This window comes from Pseudomonas sp. GW823-FHT02C05, assembly GCF_058797595.1.
The window spans coordinates 169,857-185,714 of the sequence record NZ_JBXAJU010000007.1; the positions used below are offsets into that span (position 1 = coordinate 169,857).

Annotated in this window: 13 protein-coding genes; 8 read left to right on the top strand and 5 right to left on the bottom strand. The window is 60.6% G+C overall.

The window, feature by feature from the left end; all coding sequences use genetic code 11:
* Nucleotides 1-34: 34 nt before the first annotated feature.
* Nucleotides 35-853 carry a posphoenolpyruvate synthetase regulatory kinase/phosphorylase PpsR gene (gene ppsR, locus AC1RGE_RS30975; protein ID WP_011060188.1) on the bottom strand — a complete coding sequence of 273 codons (819 nt, stop codon included), beginning with the start codon at nucleotides 851-853 and terminating at the stop codon, nucleotides 35-37.
* A gap of 174 nt (nucleotides 854-1,027) precedes the next feature.
* On the opposite strand from ppsR, the gene ppsA reads away from it, so the two are divergent.
* From ppsA to AC1RGE_RS31015, 8 genes are all read left to right on the top strand, one after another.
* Nucleotides 1,028-3,403 carry a phosphoenolpyruvate synthase gene (gene ppsA / locus AC1RGE_RS30980; protein ID WP_041116859.1) on the top strand — a complete coding sequence of 792 codons (2,376 nt, stop codon included), beginning with the start codon at nucleotides 1,028-1,030 and terminating at the stop codon, nucleotides 3,401-3,403.
* Between the two features lie 102 nt (nucleotides 3,404-3,505).
* Entirely contained in the window at nucleotides 3,506-4,495 is a 990-nt protein-coding gene (locus AC1RGE_RS30985) for an alpha/beta fold hydrolase (protein WP_011060190.1), read from the top strand.
* Nucleotides 4,496-4,742: 247 nt separating this feature from the next.
* Nucleotides 4,743-5,234 carry a ribonuclease E activity regulator RraA gene (gene rraA / locus AC1RGE_RS30990; RefSeq protein ID WP_011060191.1) on the top strand — a complete coding sequence of 164 codons (492 nt, stop codon included), beginning with the start codon at nucleotides 4,743-4,745 and terminating at the stop codon, nucleotides 5,232-5,234.
* A gap of 25 nt (nucleotides 5,235-5,259) precedes the next feature.
* The gene (locus AC1RGE_RS30995; protein WP_011060192.1) at nucleotides 5,260-6,255 is read left to right on the top strand and encodes a zinc transporter ZntB; all 996 of its coding nucleotides are present in this window, start codon (nucleotides 5,260-5,262) and stop codon (nucleotides 6,253-6,255) included.
* A 63-nt stretch (nucleotides 6,256-6,318) separates the two neighbouring features.
* Nucleotides 6,319-6,564 carry a hypothetical protein gene (locus AC1RGE_RS31000; protein ID WP_011060193.1) on the top strand — a complete coding sequence of 82 codons (246 nt, stop codon included), beginning with the start codon at nucleotides 6,319-6,321 and terminating at the stop codon, nucleotides 6,562-6,564.
* Between the two features lie 2 nt (nucleotides 6,565-6,566).
* Nucleotides 6,567-7,391, top strand: a complete 825-nt coding sequence (locus AC1RGE_RS31005) for a mechanosensitive ion channel family protein (protein WP_008048604.1) — start codon at nucleotides 6,567-6,569, stop codon at nucleotides 7,389-7,391.
* Between the two features lie 88 nt (nucleotides 7,392-7,479).
* Nucleotides 7,480-8,070, top strand: coding sequence for an RNA polymerase sigma factor SigX (sigX, locus tag AC1RGE_RS31010; RefSeq protein ID WP_011060195.1), 591 nt, complete (start codon nucleotides 7,480-7,482; stop codon nucleotides 8,068-8,070).
* A 107-nt stretch (nucleotides 8,071-8,177) separates the two neighbouring features.
* A complete protein-coding gene (locus AC1RGE_RS31015) occupies nucleotides 8,178-9,155 on the top strand; it encodes an OmpA family protein (RefSeq protein ID WP_492585649.1) in 978 nt (325 codons plus the stop codon).
* A 76-nt stretch (nucleotides 9,156-9,231) separates the two neighbouring features.
* Here the strand turns inward: AC1RGE_RS31015 and cobA are convergent, their stop codons facing one another.
* From cobA to nirB, 4 genes are read right to left on the bottom strand one after another with little or no spacing between them, the layout of a single operon-like run.
* Entirely contained in the window at nucleotides 9,232-9,984 is a 753-nt protein-coding gene (gene cobA / locus AC1RGE_RS31020; protein WP_492585651.1) for a uroporphyrinogen-III C-methyltransferase, read from the bottom strand.
* A 10-nt stretch (nucleotides 9,985-9,994) separates the two neighbouring features.
* Nucleotides 9,995-12,712 (bottom strand): nitrate reductase, encoded by a 2,718-nt coding sequence (locus tag AC1RGE_RS31025; protein ID WP_492585653.1) that lies wholly within the window; start codon nucleotides 12,710-12,712, stop codon nucleotides 9,995-9,997.
* Complete coding sequence (gene nirD / locus AC1RGE_RS31030) at nucleotides 12,712-13,029, bottom strand: nitrite reductase small subunit NirD (RefSeq protein WP_492585654.1); 318 nt, start codon at nucleotides 13,027-13,029, stop codon at nucleotides 12,712-12,714. The genes AC1RGE_RS31025 and nirD overlap by 1 nt, the downstream gene beginning before the upstream one ends.
* Nucleotides 13,026-15,479 carry a nitrite reductase large subunit NirB gene (nirB, locus tag AC1RGE_RS31035; protein WP_492585656.1) on the bottom strand — a complete coding sequence of 818 codons (2,454 nt, stop codon included), beginning with the start codon at nucleotides 15,477-15,479 and terminating at the stop codon, nucleotides 13,026-13,028. Before nirB ends, nirD begins: the two co-directional genes overlap by 4 nt.
* Nucleotides 15,480-15,858: the final 379 nt, after the last annotated feature.

A 15,858-nucleotide genomic window follows, 5' to 3' on the forward strand; every position in this document is an offset into this window, starting at 1 on the left:
GGCAGTGCGGGCCTCGCCGTCGGTCGCGCAGAGGTTACTTGAAGCGCCGTTCCACGCCTTTTTCCACGAGGATCTTGGCCGAGATCTCTTCCACCGAGAAATGGGTGGAATTGATGTGGGGGATGTTTTCGCGGCGGAACAGGTTTTCCACTTCGCGCACTTCGAATTCGCACTGGGCGTAGCTGGAATAGCGGCTGTTGGGCTTGCGCTCGTTGCGGATCGCGGTGAGGCGGTCGGGGTCGATGGTCAGGCCGAACAGCTTGTGCTTGTGGGCGCGCAGGGCATTGGGCAGCTGCAGGCGCTCCATGTCTTCCTCGGTCAGCGGGTAGTTGGCCGCGCGGATGCCGAATTGCATGGCCATGTACAGGCAGGTCGGGGTCTTGCCGCAACGCGATACGCCCACCAGGATCAGGTCGGCCTTGTCGTAGTAGTGGGTGCGGGCGCCGTCGTCGTTGTCCAGGGCGAAGTTCACCGCCTCGATCCGCTCCATGTAGTTGGAGTTGTGGCCAATGGAATGGGATTTGCCGACGGAGTAGGAGGAATGTTCGCTCAGCTCCTGTTCCAGGGGCGCGAGGAAGGTCGAGAAGATGTCGATCATGAAACCATTGGAGGTCGCGAGGATCTCACGAATGTCCTGATTGACGATGGTGTCGAAGATAATCGGGCGATGGCCGTCTTTTTCGGCGGCTATATTGATTTGTTGTACCATGGCCCGCGCTTTTTCCATGCTGTCGATATACGGCCGCGTGAATTTGCTGAAGGTAACGTTTTCGAACTGCGCCAACAGGCTCTGGCCGAGGGTTTCCGCTGTGATGCCGGTACCGTCGGAGATAAAGAAAGCAGATCGTTTCATTTGCGGCTTGGGCCTTAAGCTAGTGACGATTCTTGGATATGATAGGCGCGATTTGTCGGCCGGGAATGGCCCGCATTCTCACTTATTTTCCAGGTCCAGGCCATATAGCGGGCAAACGCTCCCTGGAGCAGCCGGCTTCTGAGCTTTTCCAACACAGTTAGTGGAGAGATCACCTTGGTAGAGTACGTAGTTTCCCTCGATAAGCTCGGCAAACACGATGTTGAGCATGTGGGGGGCAAGAACGCATCCCTGGGCGAGATGATCAGCAACCTCGCAGGTGCGGGCGTATCGGTCCCTGGTGGCTTCGCCACGACAGCTCAGGCTTATCGTGATTTTCTTGAGTTGAGTGGTCTGAACGACCAGATCCATGCAGCGCTCGATGCGCTGGATGTCGATGACGTCAACGCCCTGGCCAAGACCGGCGCGCAGATCCGTCAGTGGATCATGGAGGCCGAGTTCCCCGAGCGCCTCAACACCGAGATCCGTACCGCCTTCGCCGCACTGTCGGCGGGCAATCCCGACATCGCCGTGGCCGTGCGTTCCTCGGCCACCGCCGAAGACTTGCCGGACGCCTCCTTTGCCGGCCAGCAGGAAACCTTCCTCAATATCCGTGGCGTGGACAATGTGATTCGCGCTGCCAAGGAAGTGTTCGCCTCGCTCTTCAACGACCGCGCCATTTCCTACCGCGTGCACCAGGGGTTCGACCACAAGCTGGTGGCCCTGTCTGCCGGTGTGCAGCGCATGGTGCGTTCGGAAACCGGCACCGCCGGCGTGATGTTCACCCTCGACACCGAATCGGGCTTCCGTGACGTGGTATTCATCACCGGCGCCTATGGCCTGGGTGAAACCGTGGTCCAGGGCGCGGTAAACCCGGACGAATTCTACGTCCACAAGAACACCCTTGAAGCCGGTCGTCCGGCCATCCTGCGCCGCAACCTGGGCAGCAAGGCGATCAAGATGATCTACGGCGACGAAGCCAAGGCTGGTCGCTCGGTGAAAACCGTGGACGTGGACGCCGCCGATCGCGCGCGTTTCTGCCTGACCGATGCTGAAGTCAGCGAGCTGGCCAAGCAGGCGATGATCATCGAGAAGCACTATCAGTGCCCGATGGACATCGAATGGGCCAAGGACGGCGACGACGGCAAGCTGTACATCGTCCAGGCCCGTCCGGAAACCGTGAAGAGCCGTACCCAGGCCAATGTCATGGAGCGCTACCTGCTCAAGGAAACCGGCACCGTGCTGGTGGAAGGCCGTGCCATCGGCCAGCGCATTGGCGCCGGCAAGGTGCGGATCATCAAGGACGTGTCCGAGATGGACAAGGTCCAGGCCGGCGACGTGCTGGTCTCCGACATGACCGACCCGGACTGGGAGCCGGTGATGAAGCGCGCCAGCGCCATCGTCACCAACCGCGGCGGCCGGACCTGCCACGCAGCAATCATCGCTCGCGAGCTGGGCATTCCGGCAGTAGTGGGTTGCGGCAACGCCACCGAGCTGCTGAAAGATGGCCAGGGCGTGACCGTTTCCTGCGCTGAAGGCGACACCGGTTTCATCTTCGAAGGCGAACTGGGCTTCGACATCAAGCAGAACTCGGTGGATGCCATGCCGGAGCTGCCGTTCAAGATCATGATGAACGTCGGCAACCCGGACCGTGCCTTCGACTTCGCCCAGCTGCCGAACGCCGGCGTGGGCCTGGCCCGCCTGGAGTTCATCATCAACCGCATGATCGGCGTGCACCCCAAGGCACTGCTGAACTACGCCGGGCTGCCACAAGAGATCAAGGACAGCGTCGACAAGCGTATTGCCGGCTACCACGATCCTGTGGACTTCTACGTCGACAAGCTGGTTGAAGGCATCAGCACCCTGGCTGCGGCGTTCACACCGAAGAAGGTCATCGTGCGTCTGTCGGACTTCAAGTCCAACGAATACGCCAACCTGATCGGTGGCAAGCTCTACGAGCCGGAAGAAGAGAACCCGATGCTGGGCTTCCGCGGTGCTTCGCGTTACATCAGCGAATCCTTCCGTGACTGCTTCGAGCTCGAATGCCGCGCCCTGAAGCGCGTGCGCAACGAGATGGGCCTGACCAACGTCGAAATCATGGTGCCGTTCGTGCGCACCCTGGGCGAGGCCAGCCAAGTAGTTGATCTGCTGGCTGAAAACGGCCTCAAGCGCGGCGAGAACGGCCTGCGCGTGATCATGATGTGCGAACTGCCGTCCAACGCCATTCTGGCTGACGAGTTCCTCGAGTACTTCGATGGTTTCTCCATCGGCTCCAACGACCTGACCCAACTGACCCTGGGCCTGGACCGTGACTCGGGGATCATCGCCCACCTGTTCGACGAGCGTAATCCTGCGGTCAAGAAGCTGCTGGCCAATGCCATTGCCGCCTGCAACAAGGCTGGCAAGTACATCGGCATCTGCGGCCAGGGGCCTTCGGACCACCCGGACCTGGCCAAGTGGTTGATGGAGCAGGGCATTGAAAGCGTTTCGCTGAACCCGGACTCGGTACTGGAAACCTGGTTCTTCCTGGCTGAAGGTCAAGGCGCGGCGTAATCGGTGAGTGCAGAGCCGGTCGGTCGCAAGGCTGGCTGGCTCTTGAAGATTCAAGCAGGGCGTGCTTCTTCTGGATGCCGCCCTTTTTTGTGCAAGAAGAATATGCAAAGCAGCAGCAACCTATTTCCGGTCGCCTTGATCAGTGCCGAGCGTCGAGGCGACCTCAGCGAAGATGTCTATCGCTTGAAGCCCGGCAACAGTCCCGACCCTTCCGTGGAGTTGGCCGTTACCCGCCTGGGGCTGGCCGATGAGCCTGAAGCCCGGGGAATCCCCGTGGTCCTGCTGCATGGCAGCTTTTCCAATCGACGTTTCTGGTATTCGCCCAAGGGCATCGGGCTGGGGGCCTATCTGGCCCGCGCGGGATTCGATGTGTGGATTCCTGAAATGCGCGGTCACGGTTTGTCGCGCCGCAATGCCGACTACCGCAAGAACCGTGTCGCCGACTACGCTCGGTACGATTTGCCGGCAATTGCCGCCTTCGTCCGTGAGCAAAGTGTGCAGGTTCCCCATTGGATCGGTCATTCCCTGGGCGGCACTACCCTGGCGGCGGCGTTGGGCGGGCAATACCTGGGTGATGCGGGCGTGGCTTCGGCGGCGTTTTTCGGTACCCAGATCAGCCGTACCTACTGGCCCTTGAAGATCCCGATGGTGGAGTGGGGTGGGCGCCTGGTGATCAAGCGCTTTGCTCAGTTGTCCGGCTCGCGGCTCAAGCGCGGCCCCGAGGACGAGCCCATCGGGCTGGCTCTGGAGAGCATGCGCTGGCATGGATTGTTTGGTCGTTTCGGCGATGCCGACAAGGATTGGTGGGCGGGCCTGGCGCAGGTTACGGTGCCGGCACTGGCAGTCAGTGCCGCAGGGGATCATCAGGATCCGACCTGGGCCTGTCGCAAGTTGTTCGAGCAGTTGGGCAGCGAGCAGAAACAATTTGTCTGCCTGGGACGCGAGCAGGGATTCAGCGGTAATTTCGGTCACGTCGAGATGCTGGTGAGCAAACCGGCGCAGACTGAGGTCTGGCCGCTGGTCGCGTGCTGGCTCAAGGATCAGCAGGCTCCATTGCTGGTTTCTGTTGCCGAACCCGTGGCTGCGGTTTGAGGCGAAGGCTCTGACAAGGGCATTTCGCTCGATAGCGCTTGCGGCTAAGATATGACGCATTGCGCTGTTCTGGTCACATTCAGTTATTGAGTCGGCTTTCCGTTCCGCTGGCCTGGCTGCGAAAATACGGGGCAGGCGGGTTCGCTCATCAGGCCTTGCAGGTTAAACATCTGCGGTCTGGGCGCGTATCTATATAAGGCAGCACCGACACCTTCGATCGTGTTCTTTCTGTTACAGGAGTTTCTCGATGAACCATTACCTCACTCCCGACCTGTGCGACGCCTACCCGGACCTGGTGCAGGTGGTAGAGCCGATGTTCAGCAATTTCGGTGGTCGCGATTCCTTTGGCGGTGAAATCGTCACCATCAAGTGCTTCGAGGACAACTCGCTGGTCAAGGAACAAGTGGAACTCAAGGGGCAGGGCAAGGTGTTGGTGGTGGATGGTGGCGGCTCGCTGCGCCGCGCCCTGCTGGGCGACATGCTGGCCGAGAAAGCCGCAAAAAACGGTTGGGAAGGATTGGTGATCTACGGTTGCATCCGTGATGTGGATGTCATCGCCCAGACCGATCTTGGCGTCCAGGCCTTGGCCAGCCACCCGATGAAGACTGACAAGCGCGGCATCGGCGACCTCAATGTGGCGGTGACCTTTGCCGGTGTGACTTTTCGTCCTGGCGAGTATGTCTACGCCGACAACAATGGCGTGATCGTTTCGCCAAGCCCGCTGAAAATGCCTGAATAAACAATCGACCTGACAAGGGATGCGGATGTTCGAGGAAGAAAACGCGCAATGGGGGCTGGTACATGCCCTGGTACTGGATGGTGAAGGCGGTGCGCGTTCGATTGCCCGGACTGAGCTCGACGACCTGCAACTGCAGGCACATGAAAGCCTGTGGCTGCATTGGGATCGCAGTCATCCGCAGACCCAGACCTGGTTGCGTCGCTCCAGCGGCCTGAGCGAGTTCAGCTGTGACCTGCTGCTGGAGGAAAACACCCGCCCACGCCTGCTGGCGCTCCCGGACTCGGAGTTGCTGCTGTTTCTGCGGGGTATCAACCTGAACCCGGGGGCCGAGCCGGAAGACATGGTCTCGGTGCGGATCTTTGCCTCTGCCCAGCGGGTGATTTCCTTGCGCCTGCGTCAGTTGCGCGCCACCGATGAGTTGCTGGTGCAGCTTGCCGAGGGCCGAGGGCCGAAGACGTCTGCCGAACTCCTCCTTTATATGGCCGAGTACCTGACCCACAAGGTGCAGAATCTGGTCAGCGACCTCTCGGAAGTGGTCGATGGCGAGGAAGAAAAACTGGATGCCGACGAACGGTATACCCCCGAGCACGGCAGCATTTTGCAGATCCGTCGGCGGGCTGCCGGGCTCAAGCGCTTCCTGGCTCCGCAGCGGGATATCTTCGCCCAGTTGAGCCGGATAAAACTGCCCTGGTTCGCCGTGGACGATGGTGATTACTGGAACGAGCTGCACAACAGTCTGACCCGTTACCTGGAAGAGCTGGAATTGACCCGAGAGCGCGTGGGGCTTGTGCTGGAGGCCGAAGACCGGCGTTTGAGCGTGCGCATGAATCGCACCATGTACCGCTTCGGGATCATTACCGGGATCTTCCTGCCGATGAGTTTTCTCACCGGCCTTTTGGGGATCAACGTTGGCGGCATTCCGTTCTCGGCCAGCCCTTATGGTTTCATCATCGCCTGCCTTTTATTGTTGGCGGTGGCCGTGGGGCAATGGTGGTTGTTTCGTCGTTTGCGCTGGGTGTGATGATGCTTCATGTGACCCGAATAAATCTGATCGCGTCTTTTTCAGACATCACCAGAGGTGCGTATGCACGATCCGTTTGAACAGTCTTTGCGTGACATGCTCAAAGCCTCGCCATCGAGCCGCGATGACGATGCCTGCCTGGGCCGCGTACTGAAAACCGCCAACCGTCAGGTGGGGGCGGGGGATCTGTTCAGCCTTCTGGGCCGCTGGCTGCCGGCGCTGATGATCGCCTTGAATAACGGATCGGCTCATATTGCGCCGGTTTCTCGTCGTAAATCTTCTGCTCGCACTGCTGATAAGGCTGATTGAATATGGAACTGGATCTCTGGACGCAGAGCCTCGTCACGGCGATGACCGCCTTGTGGACCAAGGTGGCGAACTTCATTCCGAACCTGTTCGGCGCGTTGGTGGTGCTGTTGCTGGGCTTCGTGGTAGCCAAGCTGCTCGATACCCTGCTTTCTAAGTTGCTGGCCAAGCTGGGCCTGGATCGCCTCATGGGCGGCACCGGCCTGACCAAGTTGCTGTCTCGTGCGGGTTTGCAGGTACCCATCTCGACCCTGATCGGCAAGATCGTCTATTGGTTCGTTTTGCTGATTTTTCTGGTTTCTGCTGCTGAATCCCTTGGCCTTGAGCGAGTTTCGGCTACGCTCGATATGCTTGCGCTGTATTTACCGAAGGTTTTCGGTGCTGCGCTGGTGCTGCTGGTGGGGGTTTTGCTGGCGCAACTGGCCAATGGCCTGGTGCGCGGCGCCGCAGAAGGCGTAGGCCTGGATTACGCCAGCGGCCTGGGGCGAATTGCTCAGGGGCTGGTGATCATCATCAGTATTTCCGTGGCGATCAGTCAGTTGGAGGTCAAAACCGACCTGCTCAACCATGTGATCGTCATTGTATTGATTACCGTTGGTCTGGCTGTTGCACTGGCCATGGGGTTGGGAAGCCGGGAAATTGCCGGGCAGATTCTTGCGGGAATCTATGTGCGTGAGTTGTATCAGGTTGGGCAACAAGTACGCGTTGGTGAGGTCGAAGGCCAGATCGAAGAGATTGGCACGGTTAAAACTACATTGCTGACCGATGAGGGTGAGCTAGTCTCTCTCTCCAATCGGATCCTGCTGGAGCAGCATGTAAGTAGCCGCTAACCCGGCAAACCCTGCTAATGTATGCCGCCGCAAAATGCCCGTCATCGGGCTGCGGCGGACATTGACCTGACTGTCGGCACGACTCGTTTTGAATAAAACCCAATCGCTATCCACGCGCTATGACCCCCGTGAGCTCTCTGATGAGGAGTTGGTTGCGCGCTCACATACGGAGCTGTTTCACGTAACACGCGCCTATGAAGAGTTGATGCGGCGCTATCAGAGGACCCTATTTAATGTTTGTGCACGTTATCTGGGGAACGATCGGGATGCGGATGATGTCTGTCAGGAAGTGATGTTGAAGGTGCTGTATGGCCTTAAGAACTTTGAGGGTAAATCGAAGTTCAAGACATGGCTATATAGCATCACGTACAACGAGTGCATCACGCAGTATCGCAAGGAGCGGCGCAAGCGTCGGTTGATGGACGCTTTAAGTCTTGACCCCCTCGAGGAGGCGTCTGAAGAGAAGGCGCCGAAACCTGAGGAAAAGGGTGGACTTGATCGCTGGTTGGTGCATGTGAATCCGATTGATCGGGAAATTCTGGTGCTACGATTTGTCGCAGAGCTGGAGTTTCAAGAGATCGCGGACATCATGCATATGGGGTTGAGTGCTACAAAGATGCGTTACAAACGTGCTCTTGATAAATTGCGTGAGAAATTTGCAGGTATTGCTGAAACTTAGTTCGGCGCAAATATCTCTTACGTCTAGGTGAGTTCTGATAGACTTACCGCCGAGTTGTCCCCCGGTATGTGGGACTGCTTTACAATCACCAGATGGGGATTTAACGGATGAAACTGAAAAACACCTTGGGCATTGCCATTGGTTCTATTGTTGCCGTGACTTCGTTCGGCGTTCTGGCGCAAGGCCAAGGCGCGGTCGAGGGTGAACTGTTTTACAAAAAACAGTACAACGACAGCGTTAAGCACGTTGAAGACGGCTTCAACCCAGGCGCATCGATCGGCTACTTCCTGACCGACGATCTGTCGTTGAACGCCACTTACGACAAGACCAACCACACCCGTTCCAACGACGGTACTGGTAACCAGAAAATCAAAGGCGACAACTTCGGCCTGAACGCTCAGTACCACTTTGGTACCGTGGGTGACGCTCTGCGTCCATACGTTTCCGGCGGTGTTGCTCACAAGAGCATGACCAACGTTGAGGCCGACGGCCACAGCGGTCGCGATCAGTCGACTTTCCTGACTGCAGGCGCTGGTGTTAAGTGGTACATCACCGACAACCTGTTCGCCCGTGCTGGCGTTGAAGCTGACTACAAGCTGGACAACGGCAAGTGGGACTACGCTCCTACCATCGGCCTGGGTGTGAACTTCGGTGGCAGCGGCGGCAAAGTCGCTCCAGCTCCAGTAGCACCAGCTCCAGCTCCAGAGCCAGCTCCAGAAGCTCCAGTTGCTGAAGTGGTTCGTGTTGAGCTGGACGTGAAGTTCGACTTCGACAAGTCGGTCGTCAAGCCTAACAGCTACGCTGACATCAAGAACCTCGCTGACTTCATGAAGCAGTACCCACAGACCACCACCGTTGTTGAAGGTCACACTGACTCCGTCGGTCCTGACGCTTACAACCAGAAGCTGTCTGAGCGTCGTGCAAACGCCGTTAAACAAGTTCTGGTTAACCAGTACGGCGTTGGCGCTAACCGCGTTCAATCCGTTGGTTACGGTGAGTCCCGCCCAGTTGCCGACAACGCAACTGAAGCTGGTCGCGCAGTTAACCGTCGCGTAGAAGCCTCGGTAGAAGCTCAAGCTAAGTAATTAGCCTTGTAGCTTGGAAAAACCCGGCCTAGGCCGGGTTTTTCTTTGCCTGCGATTTGCCTTCCTGGCGCGAGAGTCAGGCCAGTTGCACCTGGGTTTCAGAGGTAGGGGCCGTGACCGACGCGGTTGCCGCGACTGCCCCGATAACCAGGATTGCCGGGCTCTTGAGGGCGAAAACCTGGGCGTCGCGTTCCATGTTCGCCAGTACGCTGCGGCATTCGCGCTGCTGCGGCAGCGAGGCGTTTTCAATCATCGCCACCGGCGTATCCGCCGCCAGTGCACCACCGAGCAACTGCTCGGCAATCTCCGCCAGCTTCGCCACCCCCATGTAGATCACCAGGGTCGTTCCGTTGTGTGCCAGCGCTTGCCAGTTCAGTTGGCTGTCGTCCTGCGTATGAGCAGTTACCAGAGTCACGCCTCGAGCAACGCCGCGTAGGGTCAGGGGAATATCACAGCGTGTGGCACCTGCCAGGCCGGCGGTTATGCCGTTTACCAGCTCCACTTCGATGCCCCGTGCCTTGAGCCACTGCGCCTCCTCGCCGCCACGCCCGAAAATGCACGGGTCGCCGCCTTTGAGGCGCACTACGCAGCGGCCCTGTCGGGCGTAGCGCAGCATCAAGCGGTAGATAAAGGCTTGGGGCGTCGAGCGACAACCGCCGCGCTTGCCCACCGGAATCACACGCGCCCCGGGGCAATGCTCCAGCACGGCAGGGTTCACCAGGTCATCGATCAGCACCACATTGGCCTCACCGAGGGCGCGTACGGCCTTGAGGGTCAGCAACTCCGGGTCTCCGGGGCCAGCGCCTACCAACCAGACTTTTGCATTCATAGGGGTTTCCTCACTCCAGGGCGACGACAGGTTGCACGCAAGCCGCGAGCAGGCGCTTGATCTCCGGCACGCAGGAGCCACATTGGCTGCCGCAACCCAGTTGCTGTTTCAGTTGTTCCATATCCAGGCCTTGCGCGATTCCGGCGCAGACCGCGCTGTGGCTGACGTTCCTGCAATTGCACAAGATGCGCTCCTGTTGTCCTCCCAGGCCGCTGGCGTCTGGCGGTGCACTCATCGGCGCCAGCAGCCAGCGCCTTAGTTGTTCATCGGCGCGGCCTTGCTGCCACAGCTCGTGCAGCCAATGCTGTGCCAGGGTTTCCCCGGACAAGCGGATGGCGATAATTCGCCCCTGTTCGATCCGCACTCGCTTGCCGATGGCCCGGCGCAGGTCGTCGTAGGCCAGTACCGGGCCTGTGTCGAGCTGCAATTGCCGGTCGATGGCCTGAAGCAGTGCCGCTTGTGGTGCTTGCGCATGGGCGGCGCGAATCACCAGTGCCGGGCGCTCGCGACCGGTCAGGCTGAGGCTGACATAGGCCAGAGCCTGGCAAAGAGGGCGTAGGGCCCGGAAATGCGCCTGCACATCACCTTCAATCAGCACGAATAGTTGCCAAGGCAGTTGCACCGGTTCCAGGCGCACGCCGCTGTGCTTGAGTTCCGGCTGTTTGGACAAGGGGTCGAAGGCGGGCTGGGTGACGGCATTGACCCCGCCCTTGAGGAAGCGATCGCCGAAGTGCATGGGCAGGAAGGCTTGCCCGGGGCGCACGCTGTCATCGCCGGTCACTGCCACGATTACGCTGCCGCGCCGGCTCTTCAGGTTCACCAGTTCTCCATCTCGCAGGCGTTGGCGCCGCAGTTCGTCCGGATGCAGGCTCAGCAAGGCTTCGCTGACATGGCCGAATAACTGCGCCGCAGTGCCCGTACGGCTCATGCCGTGCCATTGGTCGCGCAGGCGGCCAGTGATCAGGGTCAGGGGGAAGCGTGCGTCCCGCTGCTCCTTGGCTGCTACATAAGGGTCGCTGACAAAACGCGCACGGCCATTGGCGGTGGGAAAGATCCCGTGTACATACAGGCGCTCAGTACCCTGGGTCGCGCCTTCAGGGAAGGGCCATTGTTGTGGGCCGAGGCGGTCGAGCAACTCGTGGCTGAGGCCGCTCAGATCCAGGTCGCGGCCGCGGGTCAGGCCCTTGTATTCATCGAACACCCGGGCGGCGCTATCGAAGGCAAACAGGCTCGGCAGGTCGGGGCGCAGGAATCGCTCCAGGCGTTGAGCAAAATCCACGGTGATCGCCCAATCCGCTCGGGCCTCGCCGGGAGCGGCAACGGCCTGGCGGACATGGGAAACCCGGCGCTCGGAGTTGGTCACCGAGCCTTGTTTTTCGCCCCAACTGGCGGCTGGCAGCAACAGGTCGGCGAATGCCGCGGTTTCGGTGTTGGCAAAGGCTTCCTGCAGAACCACGAAAGGGCAGTTCAGCAGCGCCTCGTGCACTCGGTTCTGGTCCGGCAGGGATTGCGCCGGGTTGGTGCAGGCGATCCACAAGGCCTTGATGCGGCCGCTGCGCATCTGTTCAAACAGCTCCATTGCGCTCAAGCCAGGGCTGGCGGGCAGTTGCTCCACGCCCCAGTAGGCGGCGACTTCGGCGCGGTGTTCCGGGTCGGCAGCCTCGCGGTGTCCAGGCAGCAGGTTGCTCAAGCTGCCGGTTTCGCGCCCACCCATGGCATTGGGCTGACCGGTGAGCGAGAAGGGGCCTGCACCGGGGCGGCCGATTTGCCCGGTAGCCAGGTGCAGGTTGATCAATGCACTGTTTTTCGCGCTGCCGGCGCTGGACTGGTTCAGGCCCATGCACCACAGGGACAGAAAACTTGGCGCATTGCCCACCCACTGGGCGCATTCCTGCAATTGCTCGAGGCTGATGCCGCACAGCTGGGCCACCATCGGCGGGGTGTAGTCGCGGACCAGCGCCTTAAGCTGCACCAGGCCCTCGGTGTGTTGCTGGATGAAATCCCGGTCGATCCAGTCCTCCCACAGCAGCAGGTGAAGGATGCCGTGAAATAAAGCGACATCTGTGCCGGGCAAGATCGCCAGGTGCAGGTCAGCCAGGTCGCAAGTGTCGGTACGACGCGGGTCGATCACTATGACTTTCATCTGTGGGCGTTGGCTTTTGGCCTGTTCCAGGCGACGAAACAACACCGGATGGGCGTAGGCCATGTTGCTACCGACGATCATCACGCAGTCGCTTTGCTCCAGATCCTCATAGCTGCACGGCGGCGCGTCGGCCCCCAGGCTGCGCTTGTAGCCCACCACCGCCGAAGACATGCACAGCCGGGAATTGCTGTCGATGTTGTTGGTGCCCACCAGGGCCCGGGCCAGTTTGTTGAAGGCGTAGTAGTCCTCGGTCAGCAGTTGCCCGGAAATATAGAACGCCACGCTGTCCGGGCCGTGCTCGGCGATGGCCTGGGCGAACACCCCGGCGGCATGTTCCAGGGCGCTGTCCCAGTCGCAGCGGTTGCGGGCCAGGGCCTTGCCCAGGCGCAGTTCCGGGTACAGCGCGCGGGCCGCGTGGTCGCCGGTCAGGTGCAGGCTGGCGCCCTTGCTGCACAGTTTGCCGAAGTTGGCCGGGTGCGTCGGGTCGCCACTGACCCCGAGAATATGCCGGCCGTCATGCTCGATCAGTACCCCGCAGCCGACCCCGCAGTAGCAGCAGGTCGAGGCCGTGTTCTGGCGCTCCATTACCCGGCATCCTGCAGGGCCAGCAGCACCCGGCCGCTTTCCACTCGGGCCAGATGCTGGTGGGCGCAGCCTTGGTCTGGGGCCTGGGCCTGGCCGGACTCCAGATCGATCTGCCAGTTGTGCAGCGGGCAGGCTACCCGTTTGCCGTAGATCAGCCCCTGGGATAGCGGCCCGCCCTTGTGCGGGCAGCGATCGTCGAGAGCGAAGACTTGATCATCGCTGGTACGAAAAATTGCGATATCGCCCTTGGGGCCCTTGATGATGCGCGAGCCCAGGGTATTGATCTCTTCCAGGGCGCAGATATCCAGCCAGTTCATGCCGGCACCTCCAGTTGTTTTACGGGGATCGACTCGAACTCTTTTTTCAACTGCGGCTCGGCCAGGCGCTGTTGCCATGGGTCCTGCTCGAAGGACAGGGAAAACTGCAGGCGCTCGTTCAACGCCTTGCGCCGCTGCGGGTCTTCCAGCACGGCCTTTTTCACGTGTTCCATGCCGACCCGTTGCAGGTAGTGCACGGTGCGTTCGAGGTAGAAGGCTTCTTCGCGGTACAGCTGGAGGAAGGCGCCGTTGTATTCGCGCACTTCTTCGGCGGTCTTGAGCTTGACGAAAAACTCCGCCACCTCGGTCTTGATCCCGCCGTTGCCGCCGATGTACATCTCCCAGCCCGAATCGACGCCGATGATGCCCACGTCCTTGATCCCGGCTTCCGAGCAGTTGCGCGGGCAACCGGAGACCGCCAGCTTGACCTTGTGCGGCGACCACATGTTGAACAGGTCGTGTTCCAGCTCGATTCCCAGCTGGGTGGAGTTCTGCGTGCCGAAGCGGCAGAACTCGCTGCCGACGCAGGTCTTCACGGTGCGGATGGATTTGCCGTAGGCGTGGCCGGACGGCATGTCCAGGTCTTTCCAGACTCCGGGCAAGTCTTCCTTGCGGATGCCCAGCAGGTCGATGCGCTGGCCGCCGGTGACCTTGACCATGGGCACCTGGTACTTGTCGGCGACATCGGCGATGCGTCGCAGCTCGGACGGATTGGTCACGCCGCCCCACATCCGCGGCACCACCGAGTAGGTCCCGTCTTTCTGGATGTTGGCGTGGGCCCGTTCGTTGATCAGCCGCGATTGCGGATCGTCCCGGGCTTCCCCCGGCCAGGTGGAGATCAGGTAGTAGTTCAGCGCCGGACGGCAAGTGGCACAGCCGTTAGGGGTGCGCCAGTTGAGGTAGCTCATGGTGCCGGCGATGGTCAGCAGGTGCTGGTCGCGGATCGTCTGGCGGATCTGCCCGTGGTTCAGGTCGCTGCAGGCGCAGATGGCTTTTTCGCTTTTCGGCTTGACGTCCGCCGCGCCGCCCACGGTATTGATCAGGATCTGTTCCACCAGCCCGGCACAGGAGCCGCAGGAGCTGGCGGCCTTGGTTTGCTTCTTGACCTCGTCGACGCTGAACAGCCCCTGTTCCTGAATGGCCTTGACGATGGTGCCCTTGCACACCCCATTGCAGCCACAGACCTCGGCAGTGTCGGCCATGCTCATGGCCTTGTCCTGGCCCTGATGGCCGACGTCGCCCAGCGCGTTCTCACCGAACATCAGGTGGTCGCGGATCTCGCCGATGGCCTGCTGCTCGCGGATCTGCCGGAAGTACCAGCCGCCATCCGCGGTGTCGCCATACAGGCAGGCGCCGACCAGCACGTCGTCCTTGATCACCAGCTTCTTGTAGACCCCGCCAATGGGGTCGGCGAGGGTGATGGTTTCGGTACCGTCGCCACCCATGAAATCCCCGGCGGAAAACAGATCAATGCCAGTGACCTTCAACTTGGTGGACGTCACCGAGCCCTGGTAGCGGGCGAAGCCCAGTTGGGCCAGGTGGTTGGCGCAGACCTTGGCCTGTTCGAACAACGGCGCCACCAGGCCGTAGGCGATACCGCGGTGGCTGGCGCACTCGCCGATGGCGTAGATGCGCGGGTCAAAGGTCTGCAGGGTGTCGTTGACCAGTATCCCGCGGTTGCAGGGCAGGCCGGCCCGTTCCGCCAGCTCGGTGTTGGGGCGGATGCCGGCGGCCATCACCACCAGATCGGCGGGGATGATCTCGCCATTCTTGAACTGCACCGACCCGACCCGACCATTGCCGGCGTCGATCAGGGCCTGGGTCTGTTCGCACAGGCGGAACTTCAGGCCGCGGCTTTCCAGGGCGTTTTGCAACAACTGGCCGCTGGTCTGGTCCAGTTGTCGCTCCAGCAGCCATTCGCCGATATGCACCACGGTCACATCCATGCCGCGCAGCTTGAGGCCGTTGGCGGCCTCCAGCCCCAGCAGGCCGCCGCCGATCACCACCGCATGCGTGTGAGTCTTGGCCGTGTCGATCATCGCCTGGGTGTCGGCAATGTCGCGATAGCCGATCACCCCCTGCAGGTCCTTGCCGGGAATCGGCAGGATAAAGGGCGTGGAGCCGGTGGCGATCAGCAGACGGTCATACTCGGCTTCGCTGCCGTCCTCGGCGATCACCCGGCGCCTGATCCGGTCGATCTCTACCACCTTGCGGTTGAGCAGCAGCTTGATGTGGTGGTCCAGGTACCAGTCCAGGTCGTTGAGGACGATGTCCTCGAACGTCTGTTCTCCGGCCAGCACCGGCGACAGCAGGATGCGGTTGTAGTTGGTGTGGGGTTCGGCGCCGAAGACCGTGATGTCGTACAGCTCATCGCTCAGCTTGAGCAGTTCTTCCAGGGTGCGGACCCCGGCCATGCCGTTGCCGATCATCACCAGTTTGAGTCTTTTCATGGGCTTCTCCGGAGCTCAGGCAGGGTCAGTGACGCCTGGCTCGACAAAATGCGCGCAAACAAAAAAGGCGTCCCGTCAGTGGCCTGACGAGGACGCCTTTGTCCAATCCCGTTCTCTCGGGAAGCCTGCCTTCGTCGTTGAAGGCCGGGCTTTATGTCTGTTGCCTGACGCAATGCAGCGCCTGTGCCAAGTGGCCGAGGTGCTGGTTTTATTGAGCTTTGATGAAGGTTCTATGCGTGCTGATCTCGGCTGTTGCACTGAATTGAGACGCTATGCCCTGTTTCGGTTCTTTGTGGCAGATCGGGTCGCGTTTGGATCAACGGCTCCTAGGGACGCAGGATCCTGAGGTTTGTCGGGAGTTTGAGGGGCAAGGCCACCC

Bases quoted from the DNA above. Each gene is read 5' to 3' on its own strand.
- ppsR (WP_011060188.1), bottom strand. From the start codon at position 853: ATGAAACGATCTGCTTTCTTTATCTCCGACGGTACCGGCATCACAGCG.
- AC1RGE_RS30985 (WP_011060190.1), top strand. From the start codon at position 3,506: ATGCAAAGCAGCAGCAACCTATTTCCGGTCGCCTTGATCAGTGCCGAG.
- rraA (WP_011060191.1), top strand. From the start codon at position 4,743: ATGAACCATTACCTCACTCCCGACCTGTGCGACGCCTACCCGGACCTG.
- AC1RGE_RS30995 (WP_011060192.1), top strand. From the start codon at position 5,260: ATGTTCGAGGAAGAAAACGCGCAATGGGGGCTGGTACATGCCCTGGTA.
- AC1RGE_RS31000 (WP_011060193.1), top strand. From the start codon at position 6,319: ATGCACGATCCGTTTGAACAGTCTTTGCGTGACATGCTCAAAGCCTCG.
- AC1RGE_RS31005 (WP_008048604.1), top strand. From the start codon at position 6,567: ATGGAACTGGATCTCTGGACGCAGAGCCTCGTCACGGCGATGACCGCC.
- AC1RGE_RS31015 (WP_492585649.1), top strand. From the start codon at position 8,178: ATGAAACTGAAAAACACCTTGGGCATTGCCATTGGTTCTATTGTTGCC.
- cobA (WP_492585651.1), bottom strand. From the start codon at position 9,984: ATGAATGCAAAAGTCTGGTTGGTAGGCGCTGGCCCCGGAGACCCGGAG.
- AC1RGE_RS31025 (WP_492585653.1), bottom strand. From the start codon at position 12,712: ATGGAGCGCCAGAACACGGCCTCGACCTGCTGCTACTGCGGGGTCGGC.
- nirD (WP_492585654.1), bottom strand. From the start codon at position 13,029: ATGAACTGGCTGGATATCTGCGCCCTGGAAGAGATCAATACCCTGGGC.
- nirB (WP_492585656.1), bottom strand. From the start codon at position 15,479: ATGAAAAGACTCAAACTGGTGATGATCGGCAACGGCATGGCCGGGGTC.